This is a genomic window from Streptomyces sp. sk2.1 (assembly GCF_008120935.1).
Lineage (GTDB): Bacteria > Actinomycetota > Actinomycetes > Streptomycetales > Streptomycetaceae > Streptomyces.
In genome coordinates this window covers 536,158-558,627 of the sequence record NZ_RDBO01000020.1, presented here as the reverse complement: position 1 = coordinate 558,627, position 22,470 = coordinate 536,158, and the positions used below count along the sequence as shown (strand labels likewise).

General features: G+C 74.3%; 18 protein-coding genes, 3 pseudogenes and 1 riboswitch. Of the genes and pseudogenes, 7 read left to right on the top strand and 14 right to left on the bottom strand.

Annotated elements, in window-relative coordinates; translation table 11 throughout:
- Positions 1-22 precede the first annotated feature (22 nt).
- Together ectA and EAO76_RS05970 are read right to left on the bottom strand one after the other, a co-directional pair.
- Positions 23-553 carry a diaminobutyrate acetyltransferase gene (gene ectA, locus EAO76_RS05975; protein ID WP_262375287.1) on the bottom strand — a complete coding sequence of 177 codons (531 nt, stop codon included), beginning with the start codon at positions 551-553 and terminating at the stop codon, positions 23-25.
- Between the two features lie 339 nt (positions 554-892).
- The gene (locus EAO76_RS05970) at positions 893-1,999 is read right to left on the bottom strand and encodes an alanine--glyoxylate aminotransferase family protein (protein ID WP_148834049.1); all 1,107 of its coding nucleotides are present in this window, start codon (positions 1,997-1,999) and stop codon (positions 893-895) included.
- A gap of 116 nt (positions 2,000-2,115) precedes the next feature.
- Here EAO76_RS05970 and EAO76_RS05965 point away from each other — a divergent pair, with 116 nt between their 5' ends.
- Together EAO76_RS05965 and EAO76_RS05960 are read left to right on the top strand one after the other, a co-directional pair.
- On the top strand, positions 2,116-3,216 hold the full coding sequence (locus EAO76_RS05965) for an amidohydrolase family protein (protein ID WP_148834047.1): 1,101 nt from the start codon (positions 2,116-2,118) through the stop codon (positions 3,214-3,216).
- Between the two features lie 376 nt (positions 3,217-3,592).
- Entirely contained in the window at positions 3,593-4,744 is a 1,152-nt protein-coding gene (locus EAO76_RS05960; protein ID WP_148834045.1) for an SCO1860 family LAETG-anchored protein, read from the top strand.
- A gap of 136 nt (positions 4,745-4,880) precedes the next feature.
- Here the strand turns inward: EAO76_RS05960 and cobC are convergent, their stop codons facing one another.
- Together cobC and EAO76_RS47475 are read right to left on the bottom strand one after the other, a co-directional pair.
- The gene (gene cobC / locus EAO76_RS45900; RefSeq protein ID WP_376042297.1) at positions 4,881-6,116 is read right to left on the bottom strand and encodes an Rv2231c family pyridoxal phosphate-dependent protein CobC; all 1,236 of its coding nucleotides are present in this window, start codon (positions 6,114-6,116) and stop codon (positions 4,881-4,883) included.
- Between the two features lie 150 nt (positions 6,117-6,266).
- Positions 6,267-6,731: pseudogene (locus tag EAO76_RS47475) on the bottom strand (cobalamin biosynthesis protein); the annotation flags it as partial.
- A 105-nt stretch (positions 6,732-6,836) separates the two neighbouring features.
- On the opposite strand from EAO76_RS47475, the gene EAO76_RS05945 reads away from it, so the two are divergent.
- Positions 6,837-7,559 (top strand): ZIP family metal transporter, encoded by a 723-nt coding sequence (locus EAO76_RS05945; RefSeq protein WP_148834039.1) that lies wholly within the window; start codon positions 6,837-6,839, stop codon positions 7,557-7,559.
- 121 nt (positions 7,560-7,680) lie between these two features.
- On the opposite strand, the gene EAO76_RS05940 is transcribed toward EAO76_RS05945, so the two are convergent.
- The 7 genes from EAO76_RS05940 to EAO76_RS05910 form a co-directional block, all read right to left on the bottom strand.
- Positions 7,681-9,060: a cobyrinate a,c-diamide synthase gene (locus EAO76_RS05940; protein ID WP_148834037.1), complete on the bottom strand. Its 1,380-nt coding sequence runs from the start codon at positions 9,058-9,060 to the stop codon at positions 7,681-7,683.
- 10 nt (positions 9,061-9,070) lie between these two features.
- Positions 9,071-9,670 carry a cob(I)yrinic acid a,c-diamide adenosyltransferase gene (gene cobO, locus EAO76_RS05935; RefSeq protein ID WP_148834035.1) on the bottom strand — a complete coding sequence of 200 codons (600 nt, stop codon included), beginning with the start codon at positions 9,668-9,670 and terminating at the stop codon, positions 9,071-9,073.
- Positions 9,670-11,730: a putative cobaltochelatase gene (locus tag EAO76_RS05930; RefSeq protein WP_148834033.1), complete on the bottom strand. Its 2,061-nt coding sequence runs from the start codon at positions 11,728-11,730 to the stop codon at positions 9,670-9,672. The genes cobO and EAO76_RS05930 overlap by 1 nt, the downstream gene beginning before the upstream one ends.
- On the bottom strand, positions 11,727-13,379 hold the full coding sequence (locus EAO76_RS05925) for a cobyric acid synthase (protein ID WP_262375286.1): 1,653 nt from the start codon (positions 13,377-13,379) through the stop codon (positions 11,727-11,729). Before EAO76_RS05925 ends, EAO76_RS05930 begins: the two co-directional genes overlap by 4 nt.
- A complete protein-coding gene (locus EAO76_RS05920) occupies positions 13,376-14,404 on the bottom strand; it encodes a cobalamin biosynthesis protein (protein WP_148835593.1) in 1,029 nt (342 codons plus the stop codon). The genes EAO76_RS05925 and EAO76_RS05920 overlap by 4 nt, the downstream gene beginning before the upstream one ends.
- Before the next feature lie 143 nt (positions 14,405-14,547).
- Positions 14,548-14,680: riboswitch (cobalamin riboswitch) on the bottom strand.
- Positions 14,681-14,921: 241 nt separating this feature from the next.
- Positions 14,922-15,152, bottom strand: a complete 231-nt coding sequence (locus EAO76_RS05915; protein ID WP_148834031.1) for a hypothetical protein — start codon at positions 15,150-15,152, stop codon at positions 14,922-14,924.
- Between the two features lie 35 nt (positions 15,153-15,187).
- Positions 15,188-16,459, bottom strand: coding sequence for an inorganic phosphate transporter (locus tag EAO76_RS05910; protein ID WP_148834029.1), 1,272 nt, complete (start codon positions 16,457-16,459; stop codon positions 15,188-15,190).
- A gap of 347 nt (positions 16,460-16,806) precedes the next feature.
- Between EAO76_RS05910 and EAO76_RS05905 the strand changes: the two are divergent.
- Positions 16,807-17,430: pseudogene (locus tag EAO76_RS05905) on the top strand (class II aldolase/adducin family protein); the annotation flags it as partial.
- On the opposite strand, the pseudogene EAO76_RS05900 reads toward EAO76_RS05905, so the two are convergent.
- Positions 17,422-17,595 (bottom strand): annotated as a pseudogene (locus tag EAO76_RS05900) (class II aldolase/adducin family protein); the annotation flags it as partial. The pseudogenes EAO76_RS05905 and EAO76_RS05900 overlap by 9 nt on opposite strands.
- 125 nt (positions 17,596-17,720) lie before the next feature.
- Here EAO76_RS05900 and EAO76_RS05895 point away from each other — a divergent pair.
- Both EAO76_RS05895 and EAO76_RS05890 read left to right on the top strand, forming a co-directional pair.
- Positions 17,721-18,848: an alpha/beta hydrolase gene (locus EAO76_RS05895; RefSeq protein WP_148834027.1), complete on the top strand. Its 1,128-nt coding sequence runs from the start codon at positions 17,721-17,723 to the stop codon at positions 18,846-18,848.
- A gap of 185 nt (positions 18,849-19,033) precedes the next feature.
- Complete coding sequence (locus tag EAO76_RS05890; RefSeq protein ID WP_148835592.1) at positions 19,034-20,332, top strand: hypothetical protein; 1,299 nt, start codon at positions 19,034-19,036, stop codon at positions 20,330-20,332.
- Between the two features lie 76 nt (positions 20,333-20,408).
- Here the strand turns inward: EAO76_RS05890 and EAO76_RS05885 are convergent, their stop codons facing one another.
- Both EAO76_RS05885 and EAO76_RS05880 read right to left on the bottom strand, forming a co-directional pair.
- Complete coding sequence (locus EAO76_RS05885) at positions 20,409-20,822, bottom strand: VOC family protein (RefSeq protein WP_148834025.1); 414 nt, start codon at positions 20,820-20,822, stop codon at positions 20,409-20,411.
- 211 nt (positions 20,823-21,033) lie between these two features.
- The gene (locus EAO76_RS05880) at positions 21,034-21,924 is read right to left on the bottom strand and encodes a neutral zinc metallopeptidase (protein WP_148834023.1); all 891 of its coding nucleotides are present in this window, start codon (positions 21,922-21,924) and stop codon (positions 21,034-21,036) included.
- 266 nt (positions 21,925-22,190) lie between these two features.
- Between EAO76_RS05880 and EAO76_RS05875 the strand changes: the two genes are divergently transcribed.
- Positions 22,191-22,470 (top strand): ATP-binding cassette domain-containing protein (locus EAO76_RS05875; RefSeq protein WP_148835591.1); only part of this gene is annotated, 280 nt, incomplete at its 3' end.

The window sequence follows — 22,470 nt, the reverse complement described above, 5'->3', positions numbered from 1 at the left end:
GGGCGGGCGGGGCGCGGGCCGGTCAGGCGTGGAACGGACCGATGCGGTACAGGACTTCGGGCAGGTGCGTCCCCTCGGGGAACAGCTCGCCGTCGAAGAGCACCTCGCGCTCCAGGGCCACGTCGTGGCGCCGCGCGTAGGAGGTGAACAGCCGGTCCGACGCGGTGTTGTCCGGGGTGATGGTCGTCTCGACCGAGGCCAGCCCCTGCCCGGCGGCGACCCGGGAGGTCAGTGCGTCCAGCAGCTCTCCCGCGAGTCCGGTCCCGCGGTGGCCGTGGTCGACGGCCACCTGCCAGACGACGAGGGTCCCCGGGCGGTCCGGCCGGAGGTATCCCGTCACGAAGGCGACCGGCCCACCGGTCTCGTCGCGGGCGACCACGGAGGTCGCCGCGAAGTCACGGCACCACAGCAGGTAGCTGTACGAGGAGTTGAGGTCCAGGACCTCGGAGTCGCGGGCGATGCGCCAGATCGCGGCCCCGTCCTCCACTCGTGGGGTGTCGATGGTGATGAATTCGCTTCGGGCACGTGCAAAATCTGCTGGTGCGGCGGTCATGTGAATTGAATTTACCCAGCAAATTCCCAAATTGCATCGAGGCAAGGGGTTGGGTGGGGTACCCAATCGTGTTATCACGCGGGCGCGTGCCCCGGCGCGACGGAGTTGCGCTTTATTCTGTTTTGGGCGTTATTTATCAGGCATAACGGTCGGGCTGTGGAGTAGGTCACATGGTTGTAACTCTCGTGCGACGCAACGGAATTGTGTGGACCGGACCCCCGGTCGGGGCTCCGAAAACTCGGGTGTTTAGGGTCGGGGAAACCGGGCAGAAGAATGCGGGGAGCTGCTCTGGACAGAGCAGCTCCCCGCATTTGTGGAATATTTTTGCCGGACTCGGATTTATTCGCTCGGCCAGGTTTCCGAAACGGCCTTGCGGGCAGCTTCGAAGTCGACCTGCCGGCCCGCATCGGCCAGCGCCGCCCCCAGAGCCGCGAGCGAGGACAGCACCGCGCCCCGCGTCGCATCCACACCGTAGTGATTGACCCGGATCATCTCCTTGGACAGCGCGCCCCCGCCCGCGATCAGCGGCAGCGAGGGGTCGGCCGCGAGCGCCCGCGCGACCAGTTCCGCGGCGTCGACGCCCTCGGGGGCGCGCAGCGTCGTGGCGACCGGCGCCGCCTCCGCGGCCTCGTGCACGTACGGCGACAGACCGCCGCCGAGTGCCTCCGCGCCCGCCCGGGTCGCCGCCGCGGCGGCGGAGTGACGGGCCATCAGCGTGGTCAGGCCCTCGGCCTCGATCCGCTCCACGCACGCCTCCAGCGCCAGCATCTCCAGCTGGGCGGGGGCGTGCAGCAGCGCCTTGCGGCCGCCGTCGATCCAGCGCTCCTTCCAGTCCAGCAGGGAGAGGTACGAGCGGCGCGGGGCCCGGGGGTTGGCGGCGATCCGCTCCCAGGCCCGGTCGCTCACCGACACCGCGGACACCCCGGCCGGTCCGCCCATCGCCTTCTGCGCCCCGATCACGCACAGGTCGACGCCCCACGCGTCCGGCAGCAGCGGCTCGGCGCCCACCGACGCGACGGCGTCCAGCATGAACAGCGCCCCGTGCGAACGGACCGCCTCGCCGATCGCGGCGACCGGGTTGGTGTTGCCGGTGGCCGCCTCCGCGTGGACCAGGGAGACGAAGTCGATCTCCGGGTGCTCGTCCAGCGCCCGTGCCACCTGCTCGGCGGTGACCGCGGTGTGGAAGGGGACCACCAGGTCGATCACCTCGGCGCCGCAGTCCCGCAGCCAGTTCCCGAAGGTCTGCCCGTACGGGCCCGTGACGACGTTCAGCGCGGTCGAGCCGGGCCGGGCGGCGCCCCGGATGCAGCCTTCGAGGGGAAGCAGTGCCTCGCCCTGCATGATGACGACGTCCTGCTCGGTGGCGAGGAGGCCGGCCACCCGCTGCTCGATGGCCGCGAAGCGCGCGGCGGTCAGCGGGGCGAGGTCGAGGAAGGGGTGCGTCACGGTGGTGCTCTCTTCGGATCGGGTCGGATCGGGTCGGTGCGCGGTCGAGGCGTACGGACGGGGCTTCCGTCGAAGCGTACCCAGGGCCCCGGACGCGGCCTCGTACAGTGCTGCCCATGAGTGATCACAAGGCATCGCAGGTGCTGCACGTGAAGGGGCGGGTGCTGGTCGGACCCGAGGAGGTGCGGGACGAGCTCTGGGTGGCCGACGGGCGGATCACCTACCGGCGGCCGGCCGGCGCGGACGGGGCGGTGACCGTCACCGGCTGGGTGCTGCCGGGCCTGGTCGACGCCCACTGCCACGTCGGGCTCGACCACCACGGCGCCGTCGACGCGGCGACCAGTGAGCGGCAGGCCCTCGCCGACCGGGAGGCGGGCGCGCTGCTGCTGCGGGACGCGGGCTCGCCGGCCGACACCCGGTGGATCGACGACCGCGAGGACCTGCCGAAGATCATCAGGGCCGGGCGGCACATCGCCAGGCCCCGCCGGTACACCCGGAACTACGCCCACGAGATCGAGCCGGACGAACTGGTCGCCTACGTCGCCCAGGAGGCGCGCCGCGGGGACGGCTGGGTGAAGCTCGTCGGCGACTGGATCGACCGGGAGGTGGGGGACCTGACCGCCCTCTGGCCGCGCGAGGCGGTCGGGGCGGCCATCGCCGAGGCGCACCGGCTCGGCGCCCGGGTCACCGCGCACTGCTTCGCCGAGGACTCGCTGCGCGATCTCGTCGAGGCCGGGATCGACTGCGTCGAGCACGCCACCGGGCTCACCGAGGACACCATTCCGCTCTTCGCCGAGCGCGGGGTGGCGATCGTCCCCACCCTGATCAACATCGCCACGTTCCCCTCGCTCGCGGCGGGCGGCGAGGCCAAGTTCCCCCGCTGGGCGGACCACATGCGACGGCTGCACGAGCGGCGCCACGACACGGTGCGGGCCGCGTACGACGCGGGCATCCCGGTCTTCGTCGGCACCGACGCGGGCGGGGTGCTCGCCCACGGCCTGGTCGCCGACGAGGTCGCCGAACTGGTGAAGGCGGGCATCCCGGCCCTGGACGCGCTGTCCGCGACGACCTGGGGCGCGCGGCGGTGGCTGGGGCGGCCGGCGCTGGAGGAGGGCGCCCCGGCGGACCTGGTGGTGTACGACGAGGACCCGCGGGCGGACGTACGGGTACTGGCGGGGCCGCGTCGGGTGGTGCTGAACGGACGGATCATCGGCTGAGGCTGAGGCTGAGGCTGAGGCTGAGGCTGAGGCTGAGGCTGAGGCCGGGGCCGGGGCTGCGGCGGCGGTTGGGCGCACCGTGTTGACGAGCAGTTACCGACACCCCGTCGGCTCGTTGGAACACTTCTGCGCGCACTTCGGCGCGGTCGGTCCCGGTGGCGCCCGCGCTGGGCGGATCGGGTGACGCGAGGAGAACGAACGTACCGAGATATTCGAATACAGGCACGGAAACCCCCCTTTGGGGTGAACTCGCTTCAGGTGTCCGCGAGTTCACTCTTCGTGCGTAAAGCTTTCGGGGTCGAGGCCACCGGAGTTCTCGATGTCCCCCATTGGAGGGCGCCGGTGGCTCCATGTCTCTTGTGGGGGTTCCACCATCTTGAACAGCAACACCTTCCGCCTGGCCGCCCTGGCGGTCGCCGCCGCTCCCGTGGCCCTGCTGGTCGCCGCCCCGGCGCACGCCGGCGGCGCGGCCACCAGGACGACCGGCGACGGGAAGGCGAGCGCGGTCGTGCTCCGCACCGCACTCGACGTCTCGCTCCTGAACAAGACGATCGACGTGCCGCTCCGGGCCACGCTCAATGAGGTGCAGGCGCCCGCCGACGCGAAGAAGACCGCGCTCAGCGTGCGACTCGACGGGGTGGAGGGCGGCCGGCCGGTCAGCGTGCTCAGCGCCGACGTGGCCACCTCCAGGGCGACCGTCGACAAGCACCGGGCCGAGGGCTACAGCAACGTGGTGAAGGCCCGGGTCCATGTGCCCGGCCTGCCCGCGCTGTCGCTCGTCGAGGTCGAGAAGGTCACGTCCCGGGCGGTCTGCGCGACGGGCCGCAAGCCGGTCGCCGAGTCGAACGTCCTGGGGCACGTGACGGTGCTCGGCAAGCGCGTCGAGCTCACCGCGAGCGGTACCACCCGGGTCGACGTCCCGGGCATCGGTGACGTGACCCTGGACCTGTCGCGGACCAGCACCACCTCGAACACCGCGGCGGCGACCGCCCTGCGGCTGAAGGTCTCCGTCAATCCGCTCAAGCTGAACGTCGCCGACGTACGGGGCGAGGTCACGCTCGTCGAGGCGACCTGCCGGACGCCGCGGACCACCGACCCGGGCGGCAGCGACGGCGGCACGAGCAACGGCGGCACGAGCAACGGAGGTACGACCGACGGCGGCACGAGCAACGGCGGGTCCGGCAACGGGGGCTCCGGCACCGGTGGTTCGGGCAGCGGCGGAGCGGACGGCGGCACGAGCGGCGGCGGTTCCGACAACGGCGGTACGGGCGACGGGGGAGCGAGCAGCGGCGGTTCCGGTGACGGGGGCGCCTCCGGCAGCGGCGGGAGCACGGCCGGTTCCACGAGCGGCACCACCGGCGGCGACGTGAAGCCCCAGACCGGCACCGGCAGCGAGTCGGCCACCGGCGGGGACCTCGCGGAGACCGGCAGCAGCTCCACGACGCCGTACATCGCGGGCGGCGCGGCCGTGCTGCTCGCGGCGGGCGCGGGGGCGACGGTCCTGGCCAGGCGCCGCGCCCGGGGCTGATCCCACCGAGGCCGAGAAGCGCCCGGTGCCGGTCCCGCACCGGCACCGGGAGGGGGAGCGGGCAGCGGCGTCCCGTCGTACGGACGCCGCTTCCCGCGGACGGTACGGGACGTCGGCCGGCCCGGCGGGCCTCCCGTCAGTGGACGGGCGCGCCCAGTGCCTGCAGCGCCTGGTCGAACGCCTGGAGGAAACGATTGGTCGTGACCCGGTCGCGCACCGCCAGCCGCAGCCACTCGGGGCCGAGCCCGGGGAACGTGTCCCCGCGCCGCGCCGCGAACCCGAGGACCCGCAATCGCTCCCGGACCTCGGCGGCCCGGTCCAGCCGTATCAGGACGAACGACCCCTCGGCCGGTTCCACGACCCGGACCTCGGTGAACTCCCTGAGTCCCGCGACGAGATGGGCCCGGTCCACCGCGATCCGCTCCGCGGCGCCGGACGCCTCCGCCAGGGCCCGCGGCTCCATGCATGCCTCGGCCGCCGCCAGCGCCGGGGACGAGACCGGCCACAGCGGCTGGGCCTCCTCCAGGGCGCGAACGGTCTCCGGGGCGGCCAGCACGTACCCGATCCGCAGCCCCGCGAGCCCCCAGGTCTTGGTGAGGCTCCGCAGCACGACGAGTCCGGGGACGTCCGTGCGCCCGCACAGCGCCTCGCGCTCGCCCGGCACCGCGTCCATGAACGCCTCGTCGACCACCAACGTCCGCCCGGGACGGGCCAGTCGCTCGATGACGGCCGCCGGATGCAGCACCGACGTGGGGTTGGTCGGATTGCCGACCACCACCAGATCCGCGTCCTCGGGCACGGCCGACGGATCCAGCCGGAAATCGTCCTCGGCCCGCAGCAGCACCCGCCGCACCTCGTGCCCGGCCGCGCGCAGCGCCGCCTCCGGCTCGGTGAACTGCGGATGGACCACGACCGGACGGCGGGCCGGCAGGGCCCGTGCGATCAGGACGAACGCCTCCGCCGCACCCGCCGTCAGCAACACCCGTTCCACGGGCAGCCCGTGCCGGGCCGCCACCGCCGCCCGCGCCGCACCGCCGTCCGGGTAGGCGGCGAGCGAGCCCAGGGACTCGGCTATCCGGGCCTTCAGCCAGGCCGGGGGCGTACCGGTCCGTACGTTGACGGCGAGATCGGTCAGATCCCTGCCCGGTCCCCGTACTTCCACGTCACCGTGGTGCCGCAGATCGTGCGCGCCCGCGCCTGCCGCGTCGGGACTTTCGATGGGAGTGTGCATGACCGCCGTGGGGGTGGTGGTGACGGCCGGAGTCGTCGGAGTGGAAGCGCGGCCGCGGTGGCGGCCCCACGCCGTCCTCGAACGGGGTTCCGGTGGGAGGGAGTACGGCAGAACGACTATGCGCCCGGCACCCGGCTTCACGCAACGGTCGGGGTCGCACGTCACACCGGCTTCACGGGGGCCGGCTCCGCGAACGGGACCGGTTCCGTCGAACGGACCGGCTCCACACGGCCGGGGTCCTCAGGAGCCGGTCGCGTCGCCCGGTAACTCCTCGGCGGCCGAACCGGGCGTACCGGTCGTGCCGGATGCGCTGGATGTATCGGATGTGCCGGATGTAACGGCGGTATCGCGTGTACCGGCAGTGCCGGGCGTACCGTCCGGGGCGCGGCGCGCCACCGCGCAGGTCGCCATCGCCGGCCGCCCCTCGGGCGCCGACTTCCGCTTCGGCACGAGGAGATCGCCCCCCGCGGCGAGCGCGGCGGCCTCCGCCACGGACGGCGTCCCGACGGCGGCCAGCGACGCGCCGGACGGGCCGGGCACCTCGATCCGGGCCAACTCGTCGGCCGGGTACGTCCGCAGCGGCACACCGAGCCGCACGGCCGCCTCGACGATCCCCGGCTCGTCGGCCTTCGCGTCCACGGTCGCCAGCTCCACGACGTCCGACGGCCGGAGCCCGGCCCCGCGCAGGACGTCCCGGACCAGCCCCAGCACCTCGTCGGCCGGTACGCCCCTGGACGCGCCGACGCCCACGACGAGCCGCGCGGCCGCCGTCCGGTCGTCCGCCCCGGTGCCGGGCACGGATCGGGCTCCTTCCGGAGGGCCGGGATGCGCGCGGTGGGGTCGATCGGCTAGCAAGGGCGCATGGCGGTGTTCGTCGCGCTCGGCGCGTTCCTGATGACCCTGGTGGGCGGCTGGGTCGCCCAACGCGTCACCGACCGCCGCCATCTGGTGCTCGGTTTCGCCGGCGGACTGATGCTCGGCGTGGTCGGCCTGGACCTGCTGCCGGAGGCGATCGGGGCCGCGGGCGAACCCGTCTTCGGCGTCCCGGCCGCGCTGTTGCTGTTCGTCGGCGGCTTCCTCCTCGCCCACCTCGTGGAACGGCTGCTCGCCGTGCGCCGGGCGGCACACGGCGCGGGCGGGGAGCGGGTGCCGCAGGTCGGACTCACCGCGGCGGCGGCGATGGTCGGCCACAGCCTGATGGACGGCATCGCGCTCGGCGCCGCCTTCCAGGTGGGCGCGGGCATGGGCGCCGCCGTCGCCCTCGCCGTGATCACGCACGACTTCGCCGACGGCTTCAACACCTACACGATCACCAGCCTGTACGGGAACGCCCGCCGCAAGGCCCTGATCATGCTGTTCGCCGACGCCGCTGCACCGATCGTGGGCGCCGCGACGACCCTGGTGTTCACCCTTCCGGAGCAACTGCTCGGATGCTATCTCGGCTTCTTCGGCGGTGCCCTGCTCTATCTCGCCGCCACCGAGATCCTGCCCGAGGCGCACCACGAACACCCGGCCCGCTCCACGCTGCTGTGCACGGTCGCCGGGGTGGGCTTCATCTGGCTGGTGGTGGGCATCGCGGAATGACCGCCGCACCGCCCCCGGGCACCCCTCGGCCGTGGGACGGCACACCGCACCGGGGTGCCACGCGACGCCCGGACGGCACACCGCCCCCGGGCGCCTCACGGGCCCCCGCCCCGGCCGTGGTTCATCCCCCGCACCTCTCGACGAACCTGCGGGCCATGGCGGGCACCGCGGCCCAGTGCGTGTGCAGATAGCTCGCGTGCACGCCCCGGTGCACGAAGCCCTCGACGCGTCGTTCGGGCTGGTGCATGCCCCACGCCGGAGCGGGCCCGGCCCCCGGCTCCAGCACGGTCCGATGGAACTCGTGCCCGTGCACCCGGGTGCCGGACGTGGCCAGCACACTGCCGGAGACCGCCACCGCCGCCCGGTAACCGAGCGTCAGCCGCTCGGACATCCGCGCCTCGGCGTCGAGGACCCCGCACATCGGCAGCCCGTCCAGCGAGCGGGCCAGATACAGCAGCCCCGCGCACTCGGCGGCCACCGGCGCCCCGGACGCCACCAGCTCGACCACCGACCGGCGCAGCGCCGCGTTGGCGGACAGCTCCGAGGCGTACACCTCGGGGAACCCGCCGCCGATGACCAGCCCCCGCGTCCCCTCGGGCAGCGCCTCGTCCCGCAGCGGGTCGAACGGTACGACCTCGGCCCCGGCGGCGATGAGCAGTTCGGTGTGCTCGGCGTAGGAGAAGGTGAAGGCCGCACCGGAGGCGACGGCGATCCGCCGCGGTCCCTCCCGGTCCCCGGCGGGCGGCACGACGGCCCCACCGTGGCCGGCCACCTCCGCCGCCGCGTCCCACACCCCGCCGCCCACCGGGGGCGCGGAGGACGCCAGCGCCAGCAGCGCGTCCAGGTCGCACCCGGCCACCACCTGCGCCCGCATCGCCTCGACCGCGTCCACCGCGTCGCCCCGCCGCTCCGCCACCGGGACCAGACCCAGATGACGGGACGGCACGGCCAGCTGCCCGGCCCGCCGCAGCACCCCCATCACCGGTACGCCGGACTCCTCCAGTGCCTCCCGCAACAGCATCTCGTGGCGCTGGGAGCCGACCTTGTTCAGGATCACCCCGCCCAGCCGCACCTGCGGGTCCCACGAGGCGAAGCCGTGCACCAGCGCGGCCACGGAACGCGACTGCGACGACGCGTCCACGACCAGCACCACGGGCGCCCGCAGGAGCTTGGCGACCTGGGCGGTCGACGCCAGCTCGCCCTGCCCGGACGCACCGTCGTACAGCCCCATCACCCCCTCGACCACCGCCAGGTCGCAGCCCCGCGCCCCGTGCGCGAACAGCGGCGCGATCCGGTCGGGGCCGCACATGTACGCGTCGAGGTTGCGCCCCGGCCGCCCCGTGGCCAGCGTGTGGTAGCCGGGATCGATGTAGTCGGGCCCGACCTTGTGCGGGGACACGGCGAGGCCCCGCCCGGCGAAGGCGGCCATCAGCCCCGTGGCCACGGTGGTCTTGCCGCTGCCCGACGAGGGCGCGGCGATCACCAGTCGAGGAACGTTCACCGGGGTTCCCTCACCATTCGATGCCCCGCTGACCCTTCTGACCGGCGTCCATCGGGTGCTTGACCTTCGACATCTCGGTCACCAGGTCCGCCGCGTCCAGCAGCTCCTGCGGCGCGTTGCGGCCGGTGATCACCACGTGCTGCGTACCGGGACGGGACCGCAGCACCTCGATCACCTCGGCGGTGTCGACCCAGCCCCAGTGCATCGGGTACGCGAACTCGTCGAGCACGTACAGCCGGTACGTCTCGGCGGCCAGGTCGCGCTTGACCTGCTCCCAGCCCTCGCGCGCCGCCTCCTCGTTGTCCATCTGGCCGTCGCGCTGCACCCACGACCAGCCCTCGCCCATCTTGTTCCAGACGACGGACCCGCCCTCGCCGCTCGCACCGAGGACCTTCAGGGCGTTCTCCTCGCCGACCTTCCACTTGGCCGACTTGACGAACTGGAACACCCCGATCGGCCAGCCCTGGTTCCAGGCGCGCAGCGCCATCCCGAAGGCCGCCGTCGACTTCCCCTTGCCGACGCCGGTGTGCACCATCAGCAGCGGGCGGTTGCGGCGCTGACGGGTGGTGAGCCCGTCGTCGGGCACGGTGGTCGGTTGTCCCTGCGGCATCAAGCAGCCCTCCTGTTGGTTTCCTGAACGTCCTTGACGAGCCCGGCGATCGAGTCGGCCCGCAGCTCGTCGAGCGTGACGGCGCTGCCCCCGAGCTCACGCGCGAGGACCCCCGCGAGACCGAGCCGCACCGGCCCCGACTCGCAGTCCACGACGACGGACGCGATGCCCTGCGCCTCGTGCAGCCGGGCCGCCCGCGCGGCCAGCGCCACCGCGTCGGGGCCCCCGGTCGCCCGCCCGTCGGTCACCACGACCAGCAGCGGCCGGCGCGACGGATCGCGCAACCGCTCCACCCGCAGCACCTCGTGGGCCCTCAGCAGCCCGGCCGCGACCGGGGTGCGCCCCCCGGTCGGCAGCAGCTCCAGCCGGGCCGCCGCGGCGTCCACCGACGACGTCGGCGGCAGCGCCACCTCGGCCTCCCGGCCCCGGAAGGTGACCAGCCCGACCTTGTCCCGCCGCTGGTACGCGTCCAGCAGCAGCGAGAGCACCGCGCCCTTCACCGCACCCATCCGCTGCCGGGCGGCCATCGACCCGGAGGCGTCCACCACGAAGAGCACGAGATTGCCCTCGCGCCCCTCTCGCGTCGCCTGCCGCAGATCGTCCCGCCGCACCACCAGCCCCGGCCCCGAACGGCCGCGCGCCCGCTGGTGCGGGGCGGCGGCCTGCACGGTCGCCGCCAGATGAAGCTTGGTCAGGGCGCCCCGCGGCTGCCGGGAACCGGTCGTGCGCCCGTGCTCGGTACGCGCCCGGGACCGCCGTCCCGCCGCGCCCTCGCCCAGGCCGGGCACGCTCAGCATCCGGGTCCGGAACGGCTCGGTGGCGCCCACCGGCCGCTGCTCGCCGCCCCCGGACGGCCGGCCCTGCCCCTGCTCCTGCCCCTGCCCCTGCTCCTGCCCCTGCTCCTGCCCCTGTCCCCGGTCCTGCTCGGGCACGGACGGGGCGGGCGCGTCGGCGCTCTCCCCCTCGGGCCGCGGCGGCGTGTCGGGGCCGCCGTCGTGCGGGGGCCGGCCGCCGCCACCGGGGCCGTCCGGGTCCGGGTCCTCGTCCCCGCCGCCGTTCTGCTCCAGCGTGTCGTCGAGCTTGTCCTCGTCCAGCCCCGGCGCGTCGAACGGGTTGCGCCTGCGGCGGTGGGGGAGCGCGAGCAGGGCGGCCTGCCGCACGTCCTCGGCCAGCACGTCCGTGCGCCCCGCCCACGCGGCCAGCGCGGTGGCGGTCCGCGCCATGACGATGTCCGCGCGCATCCCGTCGACCTCGAAGGCCGCGCACGTCGCCGCGATCTGCCGCAACGCCCCGTCCCCGAGCCGCACTTCGGGCAGCAGCGCCCGCGCGGCGGCGATCCGCTCCCGCAGGGCGCCCTCCTCGGCGGCCCACTCGGCGGCGAAACCCGCCGGGTCGGCGTCGTACGCCAGGCGCCGCCGCACGACCTCGACCCGCTGGTCGGTGTCGCGGGACGCGGCGACCTCGACGGTCAGCCCGAACCGGTCGAGCAGCTGCGGGCGCAGCTCGCCCTCCTCGGGGTTCATCGTGCCGACGAGCAGGAACCGGGCCGCGTGCCGCACGGAGACGCCCTCGCGCTCCACGTACGAGGCACCCATGGCGGCGGCGTCGAGCAGGACGTCGACCAGGTGGTCGTGGAGCAGGTTCACCTCGTCGACGTACAGGATGCCCCGGTTCGCGGCGGCCAGCAGGCCGGGCTCGAACGCCTTGACGCCCTCGGCGAGCGCCCGCTCGATGTCGAGCGCCCCGACCAGCCGGTCCTCGGACGCGCCGACGGGCAGCTCCACCATCCGGGCCCCCCGCGACACGCCGCCCCCGGCCCCGTGCGGGCCGTCCGGACACGCCGGGTCGGGCGACGCCGGGTCGCACGAGAAACGGCACCCGGGAACCACCGGGACGTCCGGCATGAGCGCGGCGAGTGCCCGCACGGCGGTCGACTTGGCGGTGCCCTTCTCACCCCGCACCAGCACCCCGCCGACGGCGGGCGATACGGCGTTCAGCAGCAGCCCGAGCCGGAGGTCGTCCTGTCCGACGACGGCGGTGAAGGGGTACGGCGTACTCACGGTGCCTCCTTGGAGGAACGAGGGGCGGCGGTCTTGCCGGTGTCGGAGCCGGTCGGGGCCGGGACGTCGGTCCGGGCCGACGGCACTGCCCGGGAGGCTCCCGGCGCGGTGCCCGAAGGGGTGTTCATGCGCGCCCCGGGTGCCGCGGGCGCGCCGGGCGGAAGGAAGGGCAGGCCCGACGGCGCGCCCGACTCGATGAGCCGCAGCAGCGCGTCGGTGTCGGCGTGCTCCTCGACGAGGTCGCCGAGACGGTCGAGCTGCTCCTCCCGCAGCGCGCCGAAGACGGTGTCGGGGGCGGGGACGAAACGCCGGCCCGCGGCCCGCGCCACCTCGGCCAGGAAGCGGCGGCGGAACGCGTCGCTCTCCAGCGAGCCGTGCCAGTGGGTGCCCCACACGGCACCGACTCGGCACCCGTCCAGGAACGGCTCCCCGCCGCGCACGTCCGCGACGCCGTGGTGGATCTCGTACCCCTCGACGGGCGCGCCGAGCGCCTCGCCGACGGGACGGGCGAGGGTCTTCTCGCGGTCGAAGCGGATGCGCACGGGCAGCAGGCCCAGACCCTCGACCCGGCCCGCGCGGGACTCGACCTCGTCCTCGATGTGCTCGCCGAGCACCTGGAAGCCGCCGCAGATGCCGAGAACCGGCAGGCCCTCGGCCGCGCGCCGCACCAGCGCGTCGGCGAGACCGCGCTCGCGCAGCCAGGCCAGCGCCTTCACGGTGCCGCGGGTGCCCGGCACCACGACGAGGTCGGCGTCGGACAACTCCTCGGCCCGGTCCACGAACCGGACGACGACGCCGGGTTCGGCGGCCAGCGCGTCCACGTCGGTGAAGTTCGACATCAGGGGCACCGCGCACACCGCGACCCGCAGCACGTCCTCGCCGTGCGGCGGGGCGACGACCGACTCGCGCACCGCGCCGCGCAGCGAGACCCGCAGGCCGTCCTCCTCGTCGATGCCCAGGCCGTGGGCGAAGGGCAGCACCCCGTACGTCCCCCGCCCGGTGAGCCCGCGCAGCATCTCCAGGCCGGGCTCCAGCAGCGACACGTCGCCGCGGAACTTGTTCACCAGGTAGCCCGCGATCAGCGACTGGTCCTCGGGGGCCAGCAGCGCCGTCGTGCCGAAGAACGAGGCGAAGACCCCGCCGCGGTCGATGTCGCCGACCACCACCACGGGAAAGCCCGCCGCCCGTGCGACCCCCATGTTCACGATGTCCGTGCGCCGCAGGTTGATCTCGGCCGGACTGCCCGCCCCTTCGCAGATCACCGCGTCGTACGTGCCCCGCAGCTGCTCCAGGCAGTCCACGACCGTGGAGAACAGCGCCTCCTGCCGGCCGCCGTGGTAGCCGCGCGCGCTCATCTCGCCGACCGGCCTGCCCATCAGGACGACCTGGCTGGAGCGGTCGCCGCCCGGCTTGAGCAGTACAGGGTTCATCAGCGCGGACGGCTCCACCCGGGCGGCCTGGGCCTGCATGGCCTGGGCGCGCCCGATCTCGGCGCCCTCACGGGTGACGAACGAGTTCAGCGACATGTTCTGCGCCTTGAAGGGCGCCACCTTCACGCCCCGGCGCACCAGCCAGCGGCAGATGCCCGCGGTGACGACGCTCTTGCCGGCGTCGGAGGTGGTTCCGGCGATCAGCAGCCCGCCGCTCATGGGTTTCTCCGTCCTGGGGTGCGGGGTCCGGGGATGCGGGGTCCTGCCACGTCGGTCACGGCCGCCCGGCGCCCCGCGATCCGCCGGGCGGCGAACGACACGCCGAACCGGCCCGCCGCGCACACGCCCAGGGCCAGCACGCCCACCCGGCGCGACAGCCGCACCGCGCGCTCGATGTCCGCGCCCTCCACCGCCCGCCCGGCCTCCCCGTTGAGCACGGGACGGTGCTCGACCCGGCCGCCGTACGCGAGGGTCCCGCCGAGCCGTACGCCGAGCGCGCCCGCGAACGCGGCCTCCACCGGGCCCGCGTTGGGGCTCGGGTGTCGGCCGGCATCGGCCCGCCAGGCCCGTACCGCCGCGCCCGGCCGGCCTCCCGCGGCCACGGCGAGCAGGGCGGTGAGCCGGGCGCCGGGCCAGCCCGCGAGGTCGTCGAGGCGGGCCGAGGCCCAGCCGTAGCGCCGGTACCGGGGCGACTTGTGGCCGACCATGGCGTCCAGGGTGTTGACGGCCCGGAAGCCGGCCAGTCCGGGCACCCCGCCCAGCGCGCCCCACACCAGGGCGCCGACCACGGCGTCCGAGGTGTTCTCGGCCACGGACTCCACCACGGCGCGGGCGATCTGCGGCCCGTCGAGGGACTGCGGGTCGCGCCCGCACAGATGCGGCAGCCGTTCGCGGGCCAGCTCGATGTCACCGGCCGTCAGGGCGTCGCCGATGGCCCGGGCCTCGCGACCCAGGGACGTGCCGCCGACGACGGACCAGGTGGTCGCGGCGGTCAGTGCGACGGAGGCGGCGGGGCGGTCGCGCAGGGCGCGGGCCACCAGCGCGGCACCACCGGCGACGCCCCCGGCGCAGACGAGGGTGTGCAGCGCGCCCCACCCGCGGTGGTCGTGCCACAGACGGCGCTCGACGCCCGCGGCGGCCCGCCCGAACCCGGCCACCGGATGCCCCCTGCGGGGGTCACCGAGCAGCAGGTCGCCGAGCAGACCGGCGGCGGCGCCGTACGCGAAGACGCGGTCGGCTCGCACGCTCAACCGGCCGTCGTGCCTCGGAGGATCCCGGTACGGGCGGCTCTCGGCGAGAGCGCCCCGACGACGGACGCACGGCAGCCAGGCATGGTGATATGTCCTCACTCAGGGTCCGCGCCCTGGTTCGACGAGACCGGCGACGAGAGTCTCCTGGCTCCCGGATCCGCGGTTCCCCCGGCCTTCCAGCCCGCTCGCGCGTGCCGTGACTTCCGGTGTTGGGGGACCGCTCCCCGGTGACAGTGGCGGGACCGCGCCGGATTCGCACCGGCTTCCTCTGCTGTCGCCGTGATTGGCTCCGGCAGTCCACCACGCCCCGCGAACGCCCGTCAACCTGCCGTTGACCTGCGGCGGCGCAGTGTGCTGAGACCCACATCGCGCCGGGCGCACGGCGGAGGGCCGGACACCTCGCGGGTGTCCGGCCCTCCGTGACGCGTGTGTTCAGCCGTGACGCGTGTGCTCGGGCGTCATGCGTGGGCGCGTCGGACGTCACGCATGTACTCGGGCGTGACGCGTGTGATCAGGCGACGATCAGGAAGATCCCGTACGCGACCGCCGCCGCGCACAGCGCGAAGCAGGCGTACGCCCCGGCGCGGGCCAGCAGCACCGAGCCGCCGGAGCCGCCCTGCGCCGCCGGTTCGGCCTGCTTGGAGAGGCCGACGATGCCGAGGGTGAAGAGGCCCACCAGGGCGACGGTGACCACGAGGGAGACGCCGAACACGGAACCGAGGGCTGCCCAGTCGATTTTCATGCTGATTCCTTAGACGGCCGGCCTGGACGGCCCGCTCAGACGGTGGCGGGTCGCGCCGGGTCCTGGGTGGTGGTGGTTGCGGCCGGGGCCGCGATGGTGGCCGTGAGGTTCTGGACCGGTGCCTGGGCCGCGGTGGGCGGCGGGCTGACGGCGGCGATGGCCGTGGTGACGACGCCCGCGGGCTCGACGTCGACGTCCGACGGGGCGACGTCGTCGTGGCCGACCGGCTTGCGGCGCGAGATCAGCCAGATCGAGCCGGAACCCGCGACCAGCAGCGCCGCGACGACGACGACACCCCAGGTGCCCTGCTTGGTGAGGAGCTCGGCGCCCGCGCCGACCAGACCGGCGGCCGGGAGGGTCAGGCCCCAGGCGACGAACATCCGGGTGGCGGTGGACCAGCGGACCACACCGCCCTGCCGGCCGAGGCCCGCGCCCATCACGGCGCCGGAGCAGGACTGGGTGGTGGAGAGGGAGAAGCCGAGGTGCGAGGAGGCCAGGATGACCGTGGCCGCGCTGGTCTGGGCGGCGAAGCCCTGCGGCGGCCTGAGGTCGGTGAGGCCGCTGCCCATGGTGCGGATGATGCGCCAGCCGCCCAGGTACGTGCCGAGGGCGATGGCCAGACCGGCGGAGACGATCACCCAGACCGGCGGGTTGGAACCGGGGCTCAGGACGCCGCCGGTGACCAGGGCCAGGGTGATGATGCCCATGGTCTTCTGCGCGTCGTTGGTGCCGTGGGCGAGGGAGACCAGTCCGGCCGAGGCGATCTGACCGGCGCGGTAACCCTTGGCGGTGGCCTTCTCCTGGGCGTCGTTGCGGATCTTCCCACCGATCCGGTACGTCAGCCTGGTGGCCAGCAGCGCGGCCAGTCCGGCGACGATCGGGGCGGCGACCGCGGGGAGCAGCACCTTGGTGACGACGGTGCCGCCGTTGACGGAGGACCAGCCGGCCGACATGACGGCCGCGCCGATCAGGCCGCCGAACAGGGCGTGCGAGGAGCTGGACGGCAGTCCGACCAGCCAGGTCAGCAGATTCCACAGGATGGCGCCGACGAGTGCCGCGAAGATCACTTCTGTTCGCAGCCCGTCCTCGTTGATGATCCCGCCGGAGATCGTCTTGGCGACCTCCACCGACAGGAACGCGCCGACGAGATTGAGAACGGCGGACATGGCCACCGCTGTCTTCGGTCTGAGTGCACCGGTCGAGATGGTCGTCGCCATCGCGTTGGCGGTGTCATGGAAACCGTTCGTGAAATCGAACACTAGAGCTGTCACGATCACAATCGCGAGGAGCAGCGTGATGTGTTCCATTTACCCAGGCAATCGTTCGACGTCATTGGTGCGTAGACCGTAGGCAACCTTAGTGAACGGAAGATGAACTGAGCAGGGCGTTGCGGTGTTGCCAAGCGATTGATGGCATTCCGCTTGTCTCCGTCCGCGACCGGCGGAGGGGGTCCGGGCGCCTGTTCGACCGTGCGCGCCGCAACCGGGCGGACCGGCTCCCGGCCCCGCCCGGAACCCGCCGCTCCGTCGGGGCCGTCCCCCGGGCCGCGAGCCGCCCGCCCGCAGGGAAAGGAACCGGCCACCGACCGGCCCCGGCCGCCCCCGTCCCGGCCGAACACGTGTCCGTCCGCCCTCCGGCCTGACAGGATCGGCGCATGAGCGATCAGCAGCGGGACGCGATCGGGCGGGCCTGGGACGGTGTCGTCGCCACCGCCCGCAGGACGGCGGCCGAGGGCCTCGTCGTCGGTACCTCGGGAAACGTGTCGGCACGGGTCGGCGACACGGTCCTGGTCACACCGAGCGGAGTGCCGTACGACCGGCTCGGCCCGCAGGACGCCGTCGGCGTCGACCTGGCGGGCAACCGCGTCCTGGGCGAACTGGCCCCGACCAGCGAACTCCCGCTCCACCTCGCGGTCTACCGGAACACCGACGCGTCCGCCGTCGTGCACACCCACGCGGTGCACGCCACGGCCGTCTCCACCCTGGTCCCCGAGGTCCCGCCGGTCCACTACGCCGCCGCCATGCTCGGCGGGACCGTCCGGGTCGCGGCCTACGCGCGCTACGGCACCGACGAACTGGCCGCGAACATGCTCACCGCGCTGCGGGACCGCACGGGCTGCCTGCTCCAGAACCACGGCACGGTCACCCATGGGGCCACCCTGGACGAGGCCTACGACCGCACCGCCCAGCTGGAGTGGCTCTGCCGGCTCTGGCTCGCCGCGAGCTCCGTGCCCGGCCGCACCCCGAGCCTGCTCTCCCCGGCCCAGCTGAGCGACGTCCAGGGTGGCCCCATGGGTGACCGTGCCGTGGTTCTGGAGCAGGCAGCCCGTGCGGTCCCGCAGCGCGGTGAGCATGTTCGCGGCCAGTTCGTCGGTGCCGTAGCGCGCGTAGGCCGCGACCCGGACGGTCCCGCCGAGCATGGCGGCGGCGTAGTGGACCGGCGGGCCCGCCCATACCCGCTCGTCCGTGGTCCGTGCTCTGCTGAGTCTTCGCCCGCCCCGCCCGTCCGCCCGGACCCGGACGGACCCGTCCGCTGGCACGGCGCCGCGCCCCCCGCGACACTGAAGCGGTGCGCCCGGCAACAGTTACGGCAGCAGCCGTCACCACCATCCTCGGCATCGGTGCGGCAGCGGTCGCGGCCGGCCGGTACGCCAGCGACGCCGCCCTCAAGGCGCCGTCCGGACGGCCGCTGCCCGCCGACCGCAGACTCACCGTGCACGCCACGGCGGCCGGGCAGGTCACCCTGACCCGCTCCTTCGCCGCGCTGCGCCCCGGTACGTACGGTCTGGCGGGCAAGGACGTCCACGCCGTCGTCGGCCCGGTGATCGAGAACGCCCACCACGCCCCCGACACCGTCGTCCGCAGGCTGGAGCGTGTCAGTCGGGGCAGCCTGGAACCCGGCGCCAAGGTCCGGATCACCCCGCAGCTGCACAGCGGCGACCCCCGCTCCGCCCTCGGCCTCGGCCACGAGGAGGTCGAGATCCCCGGCGAACTCGGCGCCCTGCCCGCCTGGTTCCTGCCCGGCCCCCGCGACACCTGGGTCATCACCGTGCACGGCCTCGGCACCACCAGGGAACACCCCATGAACCTCATGAGGTTCCTGCACGGCCTGCGCCTGCCCGTCCTCGACCTGGCCTACCGCGGCGACGCCGGAGCCCCGAGGTCCCCCGACGGCCTCGCCCATCTCGGCGAATCCGAGTGGCGCGACCTGGACGCCGCGATCCGCTTCGCCGTGCGGTACGGAGCCGAGAAGGTCGTCCTGCACGGCTGGTCCACCGGCGCCTCCATGGCACTGCACGCGGCCGTCAACTCCGCGCTCCGCGACCGGATCTGCGGCCTCGTCCTCGACTCCCCGGTCCTGGACTGGGCCACCACGCTGCGCGCCCTCGCCGTCGCCCGCGGGATCCCCGCCGCGCTGCTGCCGCTCGCCGTCCGCGCCGCCCAGGGACAGACCGGACTGCACGGCGCCCGGCTCCTCGACGGCTCCCTCGCCGACGCCCTGCGCGCCCCGGCCGTGATCTTCCACGGACCGGACGACCGGCTGGCCCCCTGGCAGCCGTCCCGCGACCTCGCCGCCCGCCGCCCGGACCTGATCGCCCTGCACACCGTGGAGCAGGCACCGCACGCGGCGATGTGGAACGCCGGCCCGGACCGCTACGAGGAGACGCTGCGCCGTTTCCTGACGCCCCTGATGTGATCCGATGGGAGGGATCGGGCGTTTGGTTCCCGATCCGGCCCGTCACCTCCTCCACCGGGAATCCGGACTCCGTTTGGGCTTTCGGGCGCTCAGGAGCAAGACTGCTCCCCGTGACGTCCCGTACCCCGCGCGACTCCAGGCTGCGACTTGTCCGCCCGCGACCCCTTGCCACCGCTCGCAAGGCCGTGACCACCCGGCGCACCAGGCCGGCCCCCCGGCCACCGGAGGGCACCCCGCCCCGGTCCGAACTGGCCCGCCAGGCCAGGACGGTTCTCGCCGATGCCGTACGGATCGCCCGCTGGGCGGCCGACGGCGCGATTCCCGGCGCACCACCGCTCGCCGCCCAGGCGCTCGAACGGGCCGCGACGGCCCTGGAGTTGTCCCCGGCCCAGATCCGCTCCGGCTGGGACCGGGCCAGACTCGCCGGTCTCGTCGAACTGCACGGCGACACCGCGCGCCCCGGCTGGCGGCTGCGCGCCTGGGACCGCGACGACTCCGCCGTCCTGCGCGGCTGGGTGGCGCTCTTCGACGCCTGGTCGCTCGTCCACCCGGCGCCCGAGGACATCGAGTCCACCGCGGTCGCCGAGGCCGTCGAGGCCGTGCCGCAGGTGCTCTCCCTCCTCCAGCTCTCGGCGGGCCCGGTCACCGTGCCCGCCCTGCTGGACCTGCTCGGCCAGCGCGTCGCGGAACTCCGCGAGGAACGCTGCGAGGTGCCGTACGGGCCGCAGCCGCTGCCCGCGCCGGCCGAGTCCGCCCCTCCCGCCGACCCCGCGGCCCTGCTGGACTGGGCCCTGGAGGGACTGGCCGCCGTCGGCGCCCTCACCCTCGGCACCGGGCACGCCACCCTCACCCCGCTCGGCAACTGGGCGGTCTGGGTCAAGCTGGAGCAGATCTGCGTCGCGGCCCAGAGCCCGGCCGGGAACATCGAGCAGTCCGCCGCCGACATGCTGCTCGGCTGCGCCCGGCTCACCCCCGGCCCGGCCCGCGACGAGTACCGGGCCTGGCTGGCCGCCCGCCCCGTCGGCAGCGCCGTCGCCGAACTCCTCGCCGTCGCCCGAGGCGAGGACGCGCTGCTGCGGGGACTCGCCTTCGAGGCGCTCCGGGTCGTCGGCGCCCCCGCCGAGCCCGAGGTGCGCGCCGTCGCGGCCGACCCCTCGCTGCGCCCCTACGCGCTGCTCTGGCTGGCCGAGTACGACGGGGCCGACCCCGAGGACGCCCAGGACGTCCTCAGCCGGGAGGAGGCCACCTGGCTCTGGGTCGACACCGCGGCGGCCGTCGCCGACCACGGCGAGACCGGACTGCTGGTCCGGCACCTCGACTCGGCCGTCCAGGGCACGGTCCCGGCCCTGCTGGACGAGGTACGGGCCGTCGGCCACCCGCGCACCGTGCAGGTGCTGGTGGCGCTGGCCGCCGCGCACCCGGACCCCGCACTGGCCAAGGCGGTGCGCCGGGCCGCGTTCCAGGTGCACACCGGGGGCGCGTGACCCGGTGCGTGCCGCGCCCGGTCCGTGCTCCGCGGGCCGGGCGACAGCGGCCCCGCCCCGGCCGCTCGTCCGGCGGTCAGTCCGCCGACCCCGGCGCGTACGTCCCGAAGGTCCACACGTTGCCCTCGGCGTCCCGCGCCGTGTAGTCGCGCGAGCCGTAGTCCTGGTCGGTGGGCGGCATCAGGATCTCCACCCCGTGCTCCACGGCGCGCGCGTGGTGCGCGTCGACCTCGTCCACCACGACGTAGACCCCGACCGGGCCCGAATCCCGCATCGCCTCGGCGAAGACGCCCGCCCGGCCCTTGGACCCCAGCATCACCCTGCCGTTCCCGCAGGACAGTTCGGCGTGCAGGACCTGGCCGCCCGCGCCCTCGTACACCGCCTCCTCGGTGAAGCCGAGCCCCTCCGTCAGCGTTCTGATCGCCGCTCTCGCGTCGTCGTACAGAATCGCCGGATAGATCGTCGGAACGCCGGCCGGTGCGCCTGCCATGACGTTCACCCCTTTCCGTGCCGCCTGCCCCGATTTCTGTGATCTGCGTCTCAGTCTTCCACCGGCCACCGGCAACGGCCCGGCCACCGGCAACGGCCCGGCCACCGGCAACGGCCCGGCCACCGGCAACGGCCCGGCCACCGGCAACGGCCCGGCCACCGGCAACGGCCCGGCCACCGGCGGCGACCCGCCCCGGCGGCCCGTCCGGGGCTCAGCGGAAGGTGTTGCAGTCGGCCATGTCGCCGCTGCGGAAACCGGTGGTGAACCACTGCTGCCGCTGCGCCGCCGAGCCGTGCGTCCAGGACTCCGGCGTGACCCGGCCCTGGAACCTCTCCTGGATCCGGTCGTCGCCGACCGCGGCCGCCGCGTCCAGTCCGTCCCGGATGTCCGCCTGCGTCAGCGAGGTGATCAGCGGCCGTCCGGTCGACTCGTCCGGGGTGGTCGTCGCGTGGTGCGCCCAGACCCCGGCGTAGCAGTCCGCCTGCAGCTCGACCCTGACCGCGTTGCTGTCCGCGCCGGTCCGCCCGTCCTGCGACCGCTCCAGCGTTCCCATCAGGTCCTGCACGTGGTGCCCGTACTCGTGGGCCACGACGTACGCCTGGGCGAACGGTCCGCCGCCGGCGCCGAACCTCGTCCGCAGCTCGTCGAAGAACCCCAGGTCCAGGTAGACCTTCCGGTCGCCGGGGCAGTAGAACGGCCCGACCGCCGAGGTCGCGGAGCCGCAGGCGGTGCCGATCCGGTCGGAGAACAGGATCGTCCGCGAGGGCGTGTACGTCCCCTGCCGCCGCCGGAACTCCTGCTCCCAGTAGTCCTGCACGCTGTTGACCACGGCGACCGTCCGGCAGTCCTCCCGGTCGTTCGCGTCCCGCCCGGTCCGGCAGGCCTCCTCCACCTGCGCGGCCGACGAGGCGGTCGGTGCCGCGTCCGGGTCGCCGGACGACAGGCCGAGCTGCTCGGGACCCACGCCGAAGAACAGCCCCAGGACCAGCGCGATGAGGCCGACGATGCCGCCGCCCACGGTGGCCCTGCCGCCCGGGATGCGGCTGCCGCGCACGTCCTGGACCTCGGACGTGTCCAGATCGGCGTCGTCGTCGAACTGCATGGGCACCACCCTCCGCTCCGGCCGCGACGGCCTCGCCGCCTCCGACGAGTATCGGGCGGTTCATCCTTCGATGCCCTTTTTCGTCGCGCGGTGGAGCGGTGCGGTGACGCCGCGCGAGGCGGCGGGGAGAGGGCGGGTGCGGGCGGAAAAGCAGTTGCACACCCCCAGTAGAATGGCCCGTATGGCAATTCTCCTTGTGCATTGAGCGGCGTCGAGACACCTCCGCCCTCGTCCCGTCCGCCGTCCAACCGCCCTGGAGTTTTACCGTGATCACCGCTTCCGGCATCGAGCTGCGCGCCGGCGCCCGAGTCCTCATCGAGTCCGTCTCCTTCCGTATCGCCAAGGGCGACCGCATCGGCCTCGTCGGCCGCAACGGAGCGGGCAAGACCACGCTCACCAAGTGCCTCGCGGGCGAGGGGAACCCGGCCGGCGGCACCATCACCCGCTCCGGCGAGGTGGGCTACCTCCCGCAGGACCCCCGCACCGGCGACCTCGACGTGCTCGCCCGCGACCGCATCCTCTCCGCCCGCGGCCTCGACGAGATCC